The 15,594-nt window shown below is 67.8% G+C and carries 14 protein-coding genes; 4 read left to right on the top strand and 10 right to left on the bottom strand.

Annotated elements, in window-relative coordinates:
• Positions 1-12: 12 nt before the first annotated feature.
• Positions 13-498 carry a CopD family protein gene (locus LZC94_33660; protein WXB12785.1) on the bottom strand — a complete coding sequence of 162 codons (486 nt, stop codon included), beginning with the start codon at positions 496-498 and terminating at the stop codon, positions 13-15.
• Positions 499-559: 61 nt separating this feature from the next.
• Here LZC94_33660 and LZC94_33655 point away from each other — a divergent pair, with 61 nt between their 5' ends.
• Positions 560-2,005: a metallopeptidase TldD-related protein gene (locus tag LZC94_33655; GenBank protein WXB12784.1), complete on the top strand. Its 1,446-nt coding sequence runs from the start codon at positions 560-562 to the stop codon at positions 2,003-2,005.
• Positions 2,006-2,027: 22 nt separating this feature from the next.
• On the opposite strand, the gene LZC94_33650 is transcribed toward LZC94_33655, so the two are convergent.
• Positions 2,028-3,047 (bottom strand): hypothetical protein, encoded by a 1,020-nt coding sequence (locus LZC94_33650; GenBank protein ID WXB12783.1) that lies wholly within the window; start codon positions 3,045-3,047, stop codon positions 2,028-2,030.
• 108 nt (positions 3,048-3,155) lie between these two features.
• Positions 3,156-3,560, bottom strand: coding sequence for a hypothetical protein (locus tag LZC94_33645; protein ID WXB12782.1), 405 nt, complete (start codon positions 3,558-3,560; stop codon positions 3,156-3,158).
• Positions 3,561-3,742: 182 nt separating this feature from the next.
• Between LZC94_33645 and LZC94_33640 the strand changes: the two genes are divergently transcribed.
• Positions 3,743-4,570 (top strand): response regulator transcription factor, encoded by an 828-nt coding sequence (locus tag LZC94_33640; GenBank protein WXB12781.1) that lies wholly within the window; start codon positions 3,743-3,745, stop codon positions 4,568-4,570.
• Between the two features lie 3 nt (positions 4,571-4,573).
• Here LZC94_33640 and dtd read toward each other — a convergent pair whose 3' ends face one another.
• Both dtd and LZC94_33630 read right to left on the bottom strand, forming a co-directional pair.
• Positions 4,574-5,026: a D-aminoacyl-tRNA deacylase gene (dtd, locus tag LZC94_33635; GenBank protein WXB12780.1), complete on the bottom strand. Its 453-nt coding sequence runs from the start codon at positions 5,024-5,026 to the stop codon at positions 4,574-4,576.
• A gap of 3 nt (positions 5,027-5,029) precedes the next feature.
• Entirely contained in the window at positions 5,030-5,443 is a 414-nt protein-coding gene (locus tag LZC94_33630) for a hypothetical protein (GenBank protein ID WXB12779.1), read from the bottom strand.
• A 96-nt stretch (positions 5,444-5,539) separates the two neighbouring features.
• Here LZC94_33630 and LZC94_33625 point away from each other — a divergent pair, with 96 nt between their 5' ends.
• Positions 5,540-6,706 carry a DUF882 domain-containing protein gene (locus tag LZC94_33625; GenBank protein ID WXB12778.1) on the top strand — a complete coding sequence of 389 codons (1,167 nt, stop codon included), beginning with the start codon at positions 5,540-5,542 and terminating at the stop codon, positions 6,704-6,706.
• Between the two features lie 149 nt (positions 6,707-6,855).
• On the opposite strand, the gene moeB is transcribed toward LZC94_33625, so the two are convergent.
• Complete coding sequence (moeB, locus tag LZC94_33620; GenBank protein ID WXB12777.1) at positions 6,856-8,049, bottom strand: molybdopterin-synthase adenylyltransferase MoeB; 1,194 nt, start codon at positions 8,047-8,049, stop codon at positions 6,856-6,858.
• A gap of 283 nt (positions 8,050-8,332) precedes the next feature.
• On the opposite strand from moeB, the gene LZC94_33615 reads away from it, so the two are divergent.
• Positions 8,333-9,988, top strand: a complete 1,656-nt coding sequence (locus LZC94_33615) for a hypothetical protein (protein WXB12776.1) — start codon at positions 8,333-8,335, stop codon at positions 9,986-9,988.
• Here LZC94_33615 and LZC94_33610 read toward each other — a convergent pair.
• The 4 genes from LZC94_33610 to LZC94_33595 all read right to left on the bottom strand — a co-directional run bounded on the left by LZC94_33610 (position 9,985) and on the right by LZC94_33595 (position 15,506).
• Entirely contained in the window at positions 9,985-11,364 is a 1,380-nt protein-coding gene (locus tag LZC94_33610) for a porin (GenBank protein ID WXB12775.1), read from the bottom strand. The genes LZC94_33615 and LZC94_33610 overlap by 4 nt on opposite strands.
• Complete coding sequence (locus tag LZC94_33605; GenBank protein ID WXB12774.1) at positions 11,361-12,608, bottom strand: ammonium transporter; 1,248 nt, start codon at positions 12,606-12,608, stop codon at positions 11,361-11,363. Before LZC94_33605 ends, LZC94_33610 begins: the two co-directional genes overlap by 4 nt.
• 514 nt (positions 12,609-13,122) lie before the next feature.
• Positions 13,123-14,334, bottom strand: a complete 1,212-nt coding sequence (locus LZC94_33600) for a protein kinase (GenBank protein ID WXB12773.1) — start codon at positions 14,332-14,334, stop codon at positions 13,123-13,125.
• Positions 14,331-15,506 carry an FHA domain-containing protein gene (locus LZC94_33595; GenBank protein ID WXB12772.1) on the bottom strand — a complete coding sequence of 392 codons (1,176 nt, stop codon included), beginning with the start codon at positions 15,504-15,506 and terminating at the stop codon, positions 14,331-14,333. Before LZC94_33595 ends, LZC94_33600 begins: the two co-directional genes overlap by 4 nt.
• Between the last annotated feature and the right edge of the window lie 88 nt (positions 15,507-15,594).

Below are 15,594 nucleotides of genomic sequence, written 5' to 3'. Positions count from 1 at the left end.
ACTTGTTCCGAATCAGCCAATGAGTTCATTCCTGAAGATGACGAAGAGGCAAGTCAGCACGACGCACGCAAGGAGAGCACCAAAAAGAATAGCGCTTGTTCCGCGAACTTGCATACTTCCCGCAGCAAGTCGCTTGGCACGGGCCCCGATCACATGGTGGATCCCAATGACACCGAAGGCGGCGGTAAGCTTGGCGTGGAACCAATGCATGTGAATGTACGCAGCTGGATCCATGGCCACCCGTCCCAATCCGAAGAGGAAGCTGAGGACGAAGGCCGGCATCGCGAAGCGTAGGTAAATCACCCTCGCGAGTTGGGATGCGGATGCGCGGGTGTCGGTCGTCAAGGCCAGCTCCAAGGCGCCCTCGGACGGAGCCGGGCGCCTCGCGGGGCCGGAGGCGGTCACCACCAGCCACCCCACGACGGAAATCGAGCCGATCCAGAGCAGGTTGGCAAAAAGATGCAGCGCGACGAGCGCGAGCGCGAGGGTGAACGTCATGGGTTAGCCGCCGACTCTACTCGACGCGCCCTCAAGGAGGTCTATATGTTCCAATCTTCCCATGCCGACCCAATCCTCCCTCTACAAAGCACCCTTTGCGCCCGGTGGTTCGAACGAAATCGACGTCCAGCTCGCTGAGCGGCTGCTGTCGATCGCGTTGGCTGCCGGAGGCGACTACGCCGATTTGTTCTTCGAGTACCGCGCCGGCGGAGGGCTTCTTTTCGACGAAGGCATCCTGAAGAGCGCGTCGCGCGGGGTCACCATGGGCCTGGGCGTGCGTGTGCAGAAGGGCGACTCCACCGGCTACGCCTATGTCGAACAGTTCGACTGGGACGCGATGAAGCGCGCGGCCGAAACGGCGGCTCAGATTGCAACGGGCGGCGGCAGCCAGGTTCCAGTGGCGCTGCGATCGCTCGCGCTCCCCGCACGCTACGAGCTGGACCGGGTGACCCTGGACGTGCCCGGCCTGGACAAGCGCAAGCTCCTGGAGCGCGCGGCGGCGGCAGCCCATGCTTTCGATAAGCACATCATCAAGGTCGAGGCGAGCTTGGCGGAGGAGATTCGCGAGCTGCTCATCGTGACCAGCGACGGCAAGATGGCCCGCGACACGCAGCCCCTGTTCCGCTTCGGCGTGCGGGTGGTGGCCGAACGTGACCAGAAGCGGCAAGAGGCCTCCTCCGGCGGAGGCGGTCGCACCACCCTGGGCTACTTCGATGGAAAGAGCCCCGAGTGGCACGCGCGCGAGGCGGCCACGCAAGCCGTCCGTATGCTGGACGCGGTGGAGGCCCCCGCCGGGACCATGGAGGTGGTGCTGGCCCCCGGCGACAGCGGCATCTTGCTGCACGAGGCGGTGGGCCACGGCCTGGAGGCGGACTTCAACCGCAAGGGCACGAGCAACTACTCGGGCCAGGTGGGCCAGATGGTGGCGAGCGAGCTATGCACGGTGGTCGACGACGCGACCCTCCTGCAGTCGCGCGGCTCGATCAATGTCGACGACGAGGGCAACGAGCCGCGCTCCTCGCTCTTGATCGAGCGGGGCAAGCTGGTGGGCTACATGCACGATCGCCTGAGCGCCAAGCACTTCAAGCTCACCCCCAGCGGCAACGGCCGCCGCGAGAGCTTCGCGTGCGCGCCGATGCCGCGCATGACCAACACCCTGCTGCTCGCCGGCGAGCACCACCCCGACGAGATCCTCAAGACCGTCAAGCGCGGGGTGTTCGCCAAGAAGTTCGGCGGCGGACAAGTCGATATCTCCAACGGCGACTTCGTCTTCTCGCTGACCGAGAGCTACCTCGTCGAAGACGGCAAGATCACGGCGCCGCTCAAGGGCGTGAACTTGATCGGCAACGGCCCCGACGTCCTGCGCAAGGTGAGCATGCTCGGCAACGACGTGGGCGTCTCCGACGGCATCTGGACGTGCGGCAAGGACGGGCAGAGCGTGCCCGTGGGTGTGGGGTGCCCCACCGTGAAGATCTCGGCCATCACGGTGGGGGGCACCAAGGTCTGAGGGCGCCGGTCTCGAGTCTACGTCAGGGCTGCTTGACGTAGACCGAGGCCGAGAGGGACGAGGAGAGGCCGTAGGCGTCGGTCACCTTCGCGGTGAGCGTGCAGAGGCCCGTGCCGGGTTGATACTGGTAGTAGCCGAGGGATTGCTCCTCCACCGTGCCCCCGCAGTCATCCGTGAGGGAGACGGTGTGGCCCGTATAGGTCACGAGGCCGATGCCGACGTAAAACGGCGCCTTCGCGACGGGCGCAGGGCACATCGAGTTGAAACTGTAGGTCGCGACGCTGCACGGTGGCGTGCTGTTGAGGTAGATCGAGGTCACGATGGGGTTCGGGACGTAGTCCACGTCGACGGCGGCCGCGCCTTTGGCGGCGTTCGGCTCGAAGACGACGAGGTCCAACGATTCGGCGTCGGTGAGATCCTTGGAGGTGACGGTCGCCGTGATCTTGCACGGGCCGGTCGCCGCGGTTTGCCACGTGGTGATCGCGGCCGACGCCGATCCGAAGGTCCCCCCGCAGTCCGAGGTCCACGCGTAGCTCAGGGTGTCGCCCTCGGCGTCCAGCGCGTTCGCGGTGAGGGTGATGGGCTGACCGGTGACGGGCTCCGTGGAGGACGATGAAATCGCAACGATGTACGGTCCAGCGTCCACGTGCGGCTGCGCGCCGGTCGTATCGAGCATCCGCAAGCTCAGGGTCGCGGTCTTGTTGGCTTCGATGATCACGTTGGCCGTGCCGAAGCCCACCTGCTGCGCGCCGGCGTAGGCCTTGGCGGTGATGGTTTGCTGCCCGACGGGGAGCACGATGGCCCCCGTGTACTTCCCTTTGCCGCTGTCGTAGGACAGGTTGGCGGTCGCCGTTCCAGACGCGATGACGAGCGACGTGATCGACTCGCGCGGGGTCACCGCGCTGGCGACGATGCCAACCTTTCCGAATTTCTCATCGGCGGGCTGCTCGTGTTGGGCACAACCCGCGGATGCGAAGGCGACCAGCGCCCCTGCCGTGGTCGCGAGCCGTCGAATGGCGAAGATAGTAAGCCGGGTATTCACGATGGACGTCTCCTTTGGAGTTCGCGTCGCCCCCTCGGGCGATCGCGCTCATCGTGAAAAACGTTTTGGGCCGCGCGGCCTTACAGAGATGTTTCCGGCGTGTTTCCGTCAACTCCAATGTCCTTCGACCCAAACCCACCCATAGCGGGTGCGCATCCACCTTCCGGAAACCCAAACCGCCCGCTCGTGCGGACGAGGTTCCCATTGGCCGGGTATCCAGACGTACTCGACTCCATTCCAGTCGTAGCGGCCGGTAACCCACACATAGCGGGGTGAAGGCGCGCTTCCGCTGACCTCCACGGGATCCGGCGGCGGAGGGATGGCCACGTAAATGAGCCGCGAAGGTGGGGCCGGATCGTGTGCGCAGGCCGGGGCAAAAAGCCCGAGGGCGGTTGCCAGCAACGCGATGGACGCGGCGGACGCGATGGGCGCGAGCGAGGCGCTGGGCGTAAAAAGCCGAACCGGTCTTGCGAAGAGGGTGGACGGGCGAGAGAGCGGCTTTCGAGAGGACATCCGGGCGTAACCGTCCTGTGGTGACTGTAGGAAGAGTACGGCCGCACTACGACACGGGTTACGCTTTCTCATGCGGTCAACGAAATTCGGGCGGGGACGCCATTTGAAACGCAATAAGACCTGCAAAAGAGGCGCCGGGTCTCTCGACTGACGCGCTGCATCGCGCTATCGAAGAATAAGAGATGTCTGTTTCCAAATATGTGCTTGTGGTGGGGCACGGACGAGAGCACGACTCGGAGGATGGGGCTGCGTCCCATCTCCGGCAGCTGGGTGCGCGGGTGCGCACTCTCGATTTTTGGGACGACTTTTCCTCCGTCTGCGACAGCGAGTCGGCATTTCGCGCGATCGTGATCGAGGCCGGCGATCGCCCGGACTTCGCCGTGAGCGCCCTGCGCGCCGCGCGCCGCGAGGCCCGGCTGGAGGAGACGCCCTCCATTCTGGCGATCCCCGAGCGGCAGGTGGCGCGCATCGAGCCGTCGAGCGGCTTCGATGACTTCATCGTGCTGCCGTATCGGCCGGCCGAGCTCTATGCGCGCATCCGCCAGCTCGAGTGGCAGCGAAGCGAGTTTGCCAACGAGGAGCGCATCAAGATTGGAAGCATCGTGCTCGATCGCGCCGCCCACGAGGTTTCACTCGATGGGCGCCGGGTGGTTTTGACGGCCAAGGAGTACGCGCTGCTCGCGTTCTTCTCCGCCAACCGCGGGCGCGTGTTCGGCCGCGAGACCTTGCTCGCGCGGGTTTGGGGCGTGCGCTACGAAGGCGGCGCCCGCACCGTCGACATCCACGTGCGGAGGCTGCGCGCGAAGCTCGGCGATGCGCTGCCGCTCGAGACCTTGCGCGGCACCGGCTACAAGCTCCGCACGCCCGAGGAGATGCCCTCCTCCGAGGAGACGGGCGAGGCGCCGATGGTCTCCGATGAATCGGCGGTCATTCCCAAGCCCGCCGTCATCGACTCCGCCGCGCCGTCCGAGCCGGCGGCCGCGCACTCGGGGCAGACGCGATCGCGCTGAGCGCTAGTCCGCGGCCTTGGCGGTGTCGAGCCAGAGGGTGACGGGGCCGTCGTTGACGCTCGACACGTGCATGTGCGCGCGAAAGCGGCCGGTGGCCACGCCGACGCCGCGTGCGCGCGCCTCGTGCACGAACGCCTCGTACATGGCCTCGGCCTCCTCGGGCCGGAGGGCGCCGTCGAAGCTGGGACGGCGGCCGCGGCGAAGGTCGCCGTAGAGGGTGAACTGGCTCACCACCAGGAGCTCACCGCCGACGTCGAGCACGCTGCGGTCGAACTTGCCCTCGAGGTTCTCGAAGATGCGCGCGTTCAGGATCTTGTCGAGGAGGTAGGCGCGGTCCTTTGGGCCATCGCCGATCCCCACGCCCAGATAGACGAGCAGCCCGCGTTCGATGGCCCCCGTGATCTCCCCGTCCACCTCGACCCGTGCGGACGATACCCGTTGAATGACGGCGCGCATGCTCTACCCGAGGGCTGCCACGATCGCGAAGTAGGTTTGCCGATCGTAAGGCTGGTTGAGGATGTGAAAGTCTTTCTTGGTGAGCCCGACGCACCCGTAGCAGTAGGTGCACTCGGTGCAGCCAATGGATTTGACGAGGTAGGCGCTGCCGGTGCAGCGCTCGCAGTCGTCGCAGTGGGTGCAGCGAAGGCAGGCGACGGACCGGGTGCAGTGCGCGCAGTCGGTGCAGTCCGCCGATTGCGTGCAGTACTGGCAGCGCACCAAGCCCTCGCTCTCGACGCAGAACATCGACTCGGAGCACCGGATGCACCGCTCGCAGCCGATGCACGCCACATTGCCTTGGCGCGCGGCATAGTCGGCCCGGAGCGCTTGGAGGGCGGCCTCGAACTCGGTGCGCGTCAGCGTAGGGGATGCCATGGGGTGGGCGTCACTTTGCCATTTTCTTGGCCCAAAGACGTGGGTAAGTGCATGTGTGTGTTGCGCGCCACCTGCGTGCGCGTTGGAGACGTCATCATGAAGGCTTTGTTCGCGCTCGGTACGGTTACTGCTCTCAGCCTCGCGTCGTTTGGCGACGCCCTTGCCGCATCGCCCTCGAGCCCCGCGGCCTCTCCTGCAACGGCGCCGGCGCCGGCGACCGCGGTCAAATCGGCGGCGGCCCCCGCCTCCGCGCAAAAGAGCGCGCCCGCCGCCAACCGGCACACGGAGAGCGCCGCCGCGTCGCCTTCGACGCCCTCGACCGGGGCAAAGCCCGCATCCGGCGCGAGGCCCGCGCCGGCCCATGCCCCGCACGGCAAGACGGCCGGGCGCGCGCGTTCGGGCGGCATGGTGCCGGAGCGCACCTTGGAGGAGCGTCCGGCCAAGGGCGCGCTGCCGGGTTTGAAAGCTTCGAAGGACAAGGCGAAGCCGCCGTGCTTTCGCGACGCGGTGACCATCGTGCACTTCGCCGAGGAAGACACATTTCCGCTGACCCGTTGCGATGGCAGCGTCGCGCACCTTGCGGTGGAGCGTCTCTCCGTTCTGTCGCGCCCGGGGAGCGCGGCCAAGCCGGGCGTCGACCCCAGCGATCTGGCGAAGGTCAAGGGCAACAAGCTGGCGCCGGGCATCCGCCGTATCGATGCCAAGCTGGTGGAGCGCATTCAGTCGGTCGTCGACCACTTTTCGAAGGGCAAGCACGCGCGCTTGCAGCTGATCTCCGGCTACCGCCCGGCCAGCGCGGGCAGCTACCACGCCACCGGCCGCGCGCTCGATATGCGCATCGATGGGGTCTCGAACGAAGCGTTGATCGCGTACTGCAAGACCCTGCCCGACACGGGGTGCGGCTACTACCCGAACAGCTCCTTCATCCACATCGACGTGCGCGAGCCGGGGACGGGTCACGTCACCTGGATCGATGCCAGCGGCCCCGGCGAGTCCCCCCGCTACGTTTCCGCGTGGCCGCCGCCCGCCGCATCGTCGCCTGCCTCGCCCAACACACCGCCGCCATCCGACGAATCCGCCGTCACCGTGGAGGACGCGCTCGCCAAGCTGGATCGGCTGTTCCCTCCGCTGCCCGCGGACGAGCACACGACCCACATGGGCGAGGGCAAAATCGACGACGACGACGATGCTCCGGCGGCGCCGTCGAAGCCTGCGGCTCCGAGCTCGGAAAAGAAGTCCGAGGGGCTTCGCTACCAGCGGTAGCTGTGAGGGTAGTACCCGTACCCGTTTCCCTTCCGGTGCCCGATCTCCGTCGTCGAGAGGAGAGCGGGCACGCGTCCGAGGGGCTCGAAGAGAGCCACGACGGCCAAGGGCCGGAGTGTCACGGGGATCGTGCGCGTGTACGGTTGGGACTAAACGCCGATGGCGCAGAAGCCTTCGTAGTCGATGTAGCTCGTGATGGTCGGGCTCTTCCCGCACACCGGGCAATCCGGATCCTTGCGGAGCTTGAGCTCGCGGAACTGCATTTTCAGGCTGTCGTAGGTGACCAAGCGGCCGGCCAGCACGTCGCCCTTGCCGAGCAAGAGCTTGATGGCTTCCGTGGCCTGCAAGGTGCCGACGATGCCGCACAAAATCCCGAGCACGCCCGCTTCCTGGCAGCTCGGGGCGAGGTGCGGCGGGGGCGGCTCCGGGTACAAGCAACGGTAGCAAGGGCCGGGATCGCGCCCGAACTTGGCGGCGGCCTTCGGCGGGAGGAACGTTGTCACTTGGCCATCGAAGCGGAAGATGGAGCCGTGAACCACGGGCTTGCCGAGCCATACGCTGGCGTCGTTCACCAGGTAGCGCGTGGGGAAGTTGTCCGTGCCGTCGACCACCACGTCGTAGTCGCGAAAGAGGCGATCGACGTTGGCGCTGGTGAGGCGCTCTTCGTGGCCGATCACTTTGACGTCGGGGTTGATGTCGGCGATGGCCTTGGCGGCGCTCGCGACCTTCGGGATCCCCAGGCGGCTGGTGGCGTGCAGGATCTGGCGCTGCAGGTTGGACGCATCGACGGTGTCCGCGTCGACGATGCCCAAGGTGCCCACGCCGGCGGCGGCCAAGTAGAGCGCGGCCGGGGAGCCAAGCCCGCCGGCGCCAAGGAGCAGCACCTTGCTCTGTAAGAGGCGCGCCTGTCCGACCTCACCCACCTCCGGCAGGAGGATGTGCCGCGAGTACCGATCGCGCTGCGCGTCGGTGAGCTGCGGCGGGGTTTCCATGGGGTAGCCCAGGTCCTTCCAACGAACGAAGCCGGGCATCGCCGTCTCCACGTTGGTGTAGCCGAGCTCCGCCAAGGTGGCGGCGGCCAGCGCCGAGCGGGTGCCGCCCGCGCAATAGGCGACGATTTTGGCGGACTTGTCCGGGATCTTCGACTCGACCTGCATCTCGAGGAACCCGCGTGGAATCGACACCGAGCCCGGGATGTAGCCGGCTCGGTTCTCTTCTTTCTCACGCACGTCGAGGAGCGTGATCTTCTCCCCCGCCTCGAGACGCCTCTTGAGCTCGTCGAGCGATACCTCTTTGGTCTTCTTCTTAACGTCTGCGAGTAGATCGGTGTAGGTCGTAGGCATCGTTTTGGAAACGATCTTTGGCCATATCCTGCTTGCGTCAAGTGAAAGACCAAAGACAATATGGAAGGGTGCTGAAGCCTGCATCGCGCACCCGAGCTTCAATGCAGGGATCGTCCGGGGGGTGTGGGTGCAGAAAGATTCGGGAATGCCGCGTTTGAGCGCGGAGGCGGACCGCTCGCGGCCGCCGACGTCGAATATCGAGGTCCGCTGCTCGCGCCGGCCGGGTTTTCACGCTGAAGTGCGCCGGGCGCGCGATCGAAGCCGCCCGTGGAAGGTGGCGGGCGTGCTTCTGCTGGCTGCCGCATGCGCCGAGAGCCGGGGGAGCGGGGTTCAGGAGTCGCATTTCGAAGGCGTCCTTCGTCGCACATTGGGCGCTGCGCGAAGGGAAGTGCGCTTCAATGAGGTTCAGCAAAAGGCGACCCACAACAGCTACGGACGCGACGAGACCATCTTCGACGAGCTGGTCTACCACGGGGTGCGCGCGCTCGAGTTCGACTTGCACGAGGGCCGCGTGGGCTTCCCCACCGCGCCGCGCGACTGGTTCGTCTACCACATGTTCGCGGGGCCCTACGACGACACCCAGTGCGTCCGTCTGAGCGATTGCCTGCGCGTGGTGAAGACGTTCCATGACGGCTTTCCGCAGCACGAAGTCGTGACCCTCTGGCTCGATCTCAAAGACGATCTCGGGCCCGGCGGCCACGGCGCCGCCGATCTCGACGCGGCGCTGACGAACGCATTCGGGCAAGACGTCCTCTTCCGGCCGCGCGATTTGATGGCCGCGTGCCCCGAGGCCAAGAGCCTGCGCGACGCGGTGACCGGGGCTTGCGCATGGCCCGAGACGCGCGCGCTCCGCGGCAAGATCATGGTGGCGCTGACGGGGGCGGAGGCGTGCGCGCGCGGCTCGTCGCTCGACCGCTACCTCGACGATGGGCGCGCCGACCGCGCGGCGTTCATCGCGCCCGATCTGGACGCGAGGTGCACCTTCGCCGACTACGCGCGCCGGCAAGACGTGGTCTTCTTCAACGCCGACGGCGAGAACGCATGGCGCACCGACGAGGTCTCCCGCGCGGGGCTCGTGAGCCGGGTGTACGCGGGCGGGATGGGCGGCGGGCTCGATGACGCGCTCGCATGGAACGCGGCGCGGGCCCATCGCACGAACTTCCTCGCCACCGACCGGGTCAACGCCGAGGTCGATCCTTGGGCGTCCACGCACACCATCAGCGGCTGGCCGTTCTTGTGCCTGCTCACGGGGTGCGAGCCGCATCCGGCGGAGGAGGGCGCGATCGTCGGCGTCTCCGTGGAGTCGGGCGACATCGACGGAAGGCGCGACAGCTTCTACTTTCTGGAGGCGGATTCACAGCAGCCGTCGCATGCCGCCGCCGCGAGCGCGGGCTCCGCGAGCGCGGGCGCGGCGAACACCGAGGGCGCCGCGAGCACGATCTGGAGCACCGCCATCGCCGTGCCGAGCTCCAATGTGGAGCGATGGGCCAAGGGCTGCTTGATGGCCCGCGCCACCCGCGACGCGGACAGCCCCTATTTTGCCGTGTGCCGCCCGGCGGACAACGGCCGCATCCGCGTGCAGTACCGCCTGACCAAGGGCGGCGACACCATGGAGCTGGAGGCGCCGAAGCCCTCGGGCCTCAGCGCCGAGAGCACCTTCTTTGCGCGCCTGGAGCTCACGCCGAACCAAGACGCGACGGTGGCTTCGTCGTCGGCCTCGAGCGATGGGGTGAGCTGGGTGCCCATCGCCACCCGCACCTTCCCCATGGCGCTCGAGCATCAAGGTCTGGCCGCGAGCTCGCACGGCGCGCGCGCCGTGCGGTTTCTCTTCGCCAACTTGAAGCGGGGCATCGAAATGATGGGGACCCGCTCGTTCCTCCCTGGCCGCGGCATCGGCGGCGCGTCCGAAGGTCGCATCTTTCGTGGGGTGATCCCCTAGAACCAGCCCGTCAGGCCCACGGTGACCGTGTCTTGGGCGTCGGCGTTGGCGATGTACGCCCCCGTCGCGTCTTGCGCCGCGCCGTGCTTGAAGAAGATGGGCGCCTTCGCGGAATCGTGACGGTACTCGGTTCGGAACGACAGGTGATCCATCGGCCGCAGATCGATGGTGCCCGTCACCGAGTACACGTCGCTCCCAAAGAAGATGGACGAGGCGCTGCCGCTGTCATTCGAAGGCGCGTCCTCGAAGAACGCATCGCCGCGCGCCGCCAGGTACAAGAAGGGTAGGGGCTGCACGCGCGCGTAGAGCGCGGTCGCCTTCCACGATTGGGTGCCGAACGCGCCGTTCTCGAAGCCGGCGTTGCCGTGCACCGCGAGCGACACCAGCTTGTGCACGAAGACCTCGGCCCACCCATCGAACAAGTGCCGAAAAGGCCGGCCCTCGGGGCTCGCTTGCGCCCGCTCCGGCCCGCCCATGTAGAGCACCGAGAGCGAGAGCAAGTCGGGGATCTTGTACGTGACCTGCGCGATGCCCGACTTGCCGTCGTTGACGTCGGTGGCCGAGTTCCAGCCGTTCACGAGCATGCCCGAGACGGTGAGGCGGTCGGTCAGCTCGTACGAGGCGCGAACGCCCGCGTGGTAAAAGGGGAGGGCAAAGAACAGGTTCGAACGCGACCAGTTGTAGTTGTCTTTGACCGCCGGGCCCTCGAAGCCAATGGGCGTCAAGAAGAGCCCCGCTTGCAGGAGCAGCCCGCGCCCGATGGGCGCCCTCCAGCCCACCGTGGCCTGTTGCAAGATCTTCCACGTCGCGCTGTCGAGCGGCGCGGCGCCCGATGCACCGGCGCGCGCCTCCACCGAGTCCGCGTACCAGCCGGTGGCCGTGGGCCCGGCTTGCAGCGCGATGTGCCCCGTGAAGGCGCCGTACTCCGCCGACACGTCGAGCACCGCGGTCTGGAGCTTGAACGTGTTGTGGCGGTTGTCGATCCACCGGAAGTTGGTGATGCCGTTCTCCGGTGTGTTGAAGTTGTACGAGTAATACGCCTCGGCGTAGCCGCCCACCGTCACCTTGAGCGTTGGGCTCTCCGCGGGTGGCGCGGGCGGCGCGGGTGTTTCGGCCGCGGTGGCCGGTGTGGTGGCTGCGGGTGCGGCGTCGGCCGGCGCGGGCGAGGTGGCCGCCGCGGGCGCGGGGGTTGCGCCTTGCGCATCGGAAGCGGGCGATGAAGGCGGGGGGGCATTCGGATCTCTGGCCTCTTGGGCGGCCGCGGAGCGTGCGTAGGACGCCGTCGCCGCGGCCAAGGTGCAAAGGATCGAGAGCACCCCCGAGCGCGCGCGCGCGCGCCTGGAGGTGAGCGTGCGCGCCCGATGGGCGTGGATCATGTGGTCCTCGGGCTCGCGATGGCGGTGGACACGCTGGGGGCCGAAGCTTCGGCAGGGGCCATGAGCTCCTCGGCCGCGGTGCTCCCGCCGGAGAGCACGTAGCCTTCCTCGCCGTGCAAGGTCACGTCGAGGCCTTCGCGCTCGTCGTTCTCGCTGACCCGCAGCCCCATGACGGCGTCGATCAGCTTGAGGATCCCGAAGGTGAGCGCGAACGCGTACACCATGGTGACGCCGCACCCGATCAACTGCGTGGTCAGCACGTGCACGTTGCCGAAGAGCGCGCCGTCGTTACCGGCCTCGTTCAGGCTCTTTTGCGCGAACACGCCCGTGAGGAGCGCGCCGGCGAGCCCACCCACGCCGTGGATGCCGAACGCATCGAGCGAGTCGTCGTAGCCGAGGCGATCCTTCTGCAGCACCGCCGCGTAACAGATGCCGCCCGCCGCGAGCCCGATGAGGATCGCCGCCCAAGGCGCCACGAAGCCGGCGGCCGGCGTGATGGCCACCAGGCCCGCCACGAGGCCCGAGGCCACGCCCAACGCCGTGGGCTTGCCGCGGTGGAGCGACTCGACCAGCACCCAGCTCACCGCGCCGCCCGCCGCACCCAGCTGCGTCGTCACGAAGGCGAGCGCCGCCAAGGCGCCCGACGAGAGCGCGCTGCCCGCGTTGAAGCCGAACCAACCGAACCAGAGAAGGCCCGCGCCGGTCAGGGTCATCGTCAAGTTGTGCGGCATCGGCTTGCGATGCGGGTAGCCGTAGCGCTTACCGACCACGATGGCGCACGCCAACGCCGAAACGCCCGCCGACAGATGCACCACCGTGCCGCCGGCGAAGTCGAGCGCGCCCATCTTGAAGAGCCACCCGCCGTCCGCCCAAACCCAGTGCGCCACCGGATCGTAGACGAAGGTGGACCACAGAAGCACGAACACCAGATACGAGGTGAACTTCATACGCTCGGCGAACGCGCCCGAGATGAGCGCCGGTGTGATCACGGCGAACATCATTTGAAAGGCGACGAACGCCAAGGTCGGCACCGTGCCGTGCACGTCGGAGGCGAGGCCGCGCAGGCCGATGAAGTCCAAGCCGCCAATGAGGCCGAACTTGGTGGGCCCAAAGGCAAGGCTGTAACCGAAGAGACACCACTTCAGGCTCAACACCGGGATGGCGGCCATCGAGTGCATCAAGGTTGCGAGCACGTTCTTGCGACGCACCATGCCCGCGTAGAAGAGCGCGAGTGCAGGCGTCATCAATAAGACCAGGGCCGAGCTCCCCAGCAGCCAGGCCGTGTCCCCCGTATTAATCGTCGTGTTGATCTGCGACATCTTTTCAACTTGACGGGCGCGTTGTTTCTCGTGCGTTTCGCCCACGAGTCGCGACGATGCACTGCGTAAATTTCTTGGACCCGCCTTTTCAGCGCGCCAGAGCTCCGGCATCGAAGCGCCAGAGGTAGGCATCCGTGCGCCTGCGCGTTGTCGCACGTCAGAGCTTCGTGTTTCAGCTCGCCCGCGTGTTGTCAGCCGCCGGAGCTCTGCATTTCGCGCGTCTGCGCGTTGTCTGTGCGTCAGAGCTTCGTGTTTCAGCTCGCCCGCGTGTTGTCAGCCGCCGGAGCTCCGCATTTCGCGCGTCTGCGCGTTGTCTGTGCGTCAGAGCTCCGCGGTTTCGTGGGTCCGCGTACCGTCCGCGCGTCAGAGCTCCGCGGTTTCGTGCGTCTGCGCGTTGTCTGTGCGTCAGAGCTCCGCGGTTTCGTGCGCCTGTGTACTTTCAGCGCGCCAGCGCTTCGGAAATGCGCTGCGCGATGGCGTGGGCCGAGGAGAGCCGCGACATTCGCGGTGCCACGCAGGCCGAAACGAGCGGCGTCCATTGCGCGACGATGTCGGGTGTATTCAGGCGTTGGATCACATCTTCGAGCAGTCGCCCAAAGCCATACACGTCCTCACGCTCGTCGCATGCGGCGCCGGCGATGCGCTCCGGCGAGGCATAGCCCAGGCTCCCCGCGGCGGGGTGCTCACCTTGGCGGCGCGCGATCCCGAAGTCGGTGAGGAGCGGCGCGTTGTCGCGCGCGAACAAAACGTTGGCCGGCTTGACGTCGAGGTGAAGCCAGCCGGCATCGTGAACGCGCGCCAGGGTGGCCGCGAGCGGCAGCGCCCATCGTTCGATAGGGAGCAGCGCGGCGCGATCGCCCTCGCCGATGCGATCGCGCAGCGCGCCGCCCCCGGCCCACTCGAGCGCGATCCAGCCGCGATCCGGATCCACGTCGAACACGCGCACGATGCCCGGCCCCGCGAGGCCCGACAGCGCCACCGCGACCCGCGCCTCGTGCAGCAGCTGCTCCCGTTGCCGATTCGGCTCGTGGTACATCTTGAGCGCGAGCCGCCTTCCCAAATCGCGATCCTCGGCCTCGTACACCACCCCGGAGCCGCCGCGCGCGACCTCGCGGTGGATGACGTACGGCGTATCGGGCTCGCTGGCGATCCACGTGGTCTCGCGCGCATCGCGCTCCTTGCGCGCGCCCTGGGCGCCGCGCCATCCTCCGGGGCCACCGTCCAGCGCGGACGTGAGCCCCATGGCCTGGCGAAGTCGAAGGTGGCGCTCGCGCGCGCCGGGGTGGCCGATGTCGCGAAGGAGCACGCGCTCCACGAGCGCCAGGGCGGCGCTGGTGTCGCCGCGATCGGCCTCGAGATCGGCGCGCAGCATGAGCGCGCCCGACGAGGATGCCTCGTTCAAGAGCGCAAAGGCGGCCGCCGGCTCGCCGCGATCGATGGCGGCCGACGCGGCGGCCAACGCGAGCGGCTCCGGGAGCGGCGAGGCGGTGTGGCGGATCGTGAGCTCCTCCAAGGTGCGCGCCTCGTGCGGTGTGCGGCGAATCTGGCGAAGCAGCGCCATGGCATCGTCGATGGATGGCCCGCCCGGGCGCCCCACCTCGAGCAAGCGCGCCACCTCGGGCGGGAGCGGCGGACGGTTCGCCTCCTTCATGGCTCGCCCGCGATCTCCAGCACGCACGGCCCTCCCCGCGCGCGGCCGATGCGATCACCGACCAACAACGTGGCCCGCGCCGCGAGCACCGCGTCGCCGAGGAAGGCGCGCGGTTCGCCCGTCACCAGATCGATCCACTCCGACTCGCCCTGCTCCAACTGCCAATCGCCCACCGGGAGCTTCGCCGGCCCAAACGGCAAAAGGTAGCGCCGCCCGGCCACCTCGACGGCCGTGGCACCCTCGATTTCCGCCGCCGGCGAGAGCCGCACGGGCAGCTCGTTGCCCAGCCGGAGCTCGAGCCCCTCGCCCACCGCGAGCCGGCCGGCGATGCGCATGCCGCGAAGCTGGGTGCCGTTGCGGCTGCCCACGTCCATCACGAACGTCTCGCTCCCCTCGCGAACGATGCGCAGGTGCCTCCGGCTCACCGCGTGCGATGCGACCAGGATTTCACCCTCCGTGCGCCCCAGAACGATCTCCGTGCCAAAGGCGATGAGCCGCTCGTGCCCCTCCACGACCGCGCGCAAAATGGAGCCTTTGGTGCGCCGGGCGCGAAGGGTATCGCACCGCTCGCGCAGCATGCGATCCTCGGAGTCGGTGGCCACCCACGTCTGCCCCGCCGATAACGCTTCGCGTCGGCGGCCTCCGGCGACCATCATGTCCATTTCGGCGGCCATCTGCTGCCGTGCGCGCTCGCGCCGCTGGCGATCCTGCTCGCTCGCCAGCAAGCTCTCGAGCTTTTCAATCTCGCCCGCCTGCGTCAACGCGCGCGCCTCGCCCTCTTCGTCGGCCGCCAAACGATAGGCGTCGGCCGCCTGCAGCGGCTCGGCGAGCTCCTCCAGCTCCTGGGCGGCGGCGAGCAGCTCCTGCCGGCGCGCGGACGAAAAGGCGCCGTCCTTGGCCATGCTCAACGTGAGGAGCGCGTGCTTGCGCCGCGCCTCCGCGCGCACCGGGTGATCGTCGGGGGCTATGGATTTCGCCTGCAAATAATGCTGGCGCCGGATGATGGGGTCGACCTCCGCGTCGCCGCGGAGAATCATGACGCGGGCGGTCTCCTCCGGCAGACCCGCCAGGCCCCAGAGCTCCGCTGCACGCGCGAGATCCCCGCGCAGCTCGGCCCTTCGCGCCACCTGCGCGTAGCCTCCTTTGCCGAAAATTCGATCGAAAACGCCCACGTTTCGCCGTTCGTTCCGCCGCTCGTCCTGCCACGCGTCCTGGCGGTCGTCCTGCCACTATAGCGTCGGCGTCGAAGCAGAGGCACGC

It is taken from the genome of Sorangiineae bacterium MSr11954 (assembly GCA_037157815.1).
GTDB lineage: Bacteria > Myxococcota_A > Polyangia > Polyangiales > Polyangiaceae > Pendulispora > Pendulispora albinea.
Note: the sequence above shows the minus strand (reverse complement) of the source record. Positions and strands in the feature narration are given on the sequence as shown.

Excerpts from the sequence above, each read along its gene's own strand:
- LZC94_33660 (WXB12785.1), bottom strand. The coding sequence starts at position 498 with ATGACGTTCACCCTCGCGCTCGCGCTCGTCGCGCTGCATCTTTTTGCC.
- LZC94_33655 (WXB12784.1), top strand. The coding sequence starts at position 560 with ATGCCGACCCAATCCTCCCTCTACAAAGCACCCTTTGCGCCCGGTGGT.
- LZC94_33645 (WXB12782.1), bottom strand. The coding sequence starts at position 3,560 with ATGTCCTCTCGAAAGCCGCTCTCTCGCCCGTCCACCCTCTTCGCAAGA.
- LZC94_33640 (WXB12781.1), top strand. The coding sequence starts at position 3,743 with ATGTCTGTTTCCAAATATGTGCTTGTGGTGGGGCACGGACGAGAGCAC.
- dtd (WXB12780.1), bottom strand. The coding sequence starts at position 5,026 with ATGCGCGCCGTCATTCAACGGGTATCGTCCGCACGGGTCGAGGTGGAC.
- LZC94_33630 (WXB12779.1), bottom strand. The coding sequence starts at position 5,443 with ATGGCATCCCCTACGCTGACGCGCACCGAGTTCGAGGCCGCCCTCCAA.
- LZC94_33625 (WXB12778.1), top strand. The coding sequence starts at position 5,540 with ATGAAGGCTTTGTTCGCGCTCGGTACGGTTACTGCTCTCAGCCTCGCG.
- moeB (WXB12777.1), bottom strand. The coding sequence starts at position 8,049 with ATGCCTACGACCTACACCGATCTACTCGCAGACGTTAAGAAGAAGACC.
- LZC94_33610 (WXB12775.1), bottom strand. The coding sequence starts at position 11,364 with ATGATCCACGCCCATCGGGCGCGCACGCTCACCTCCAGGCGCGCGCGC.
- LZC94_33605 (WXB12774.1), bottom strand. The coding sequence starts at position 12,608 with ATGACGCCTGCACTCGCGCTCTTCTACGCGGGCATGGTGCGTCGCAAG.
- LZC94_33600 (WXB12773.1), bottom strand. The coding sequence starts at position 14,334 with ATGAAGGAGGCGAACCGTCCGCCGCTCCCGCCCGAGGTGGCGCGCTTG.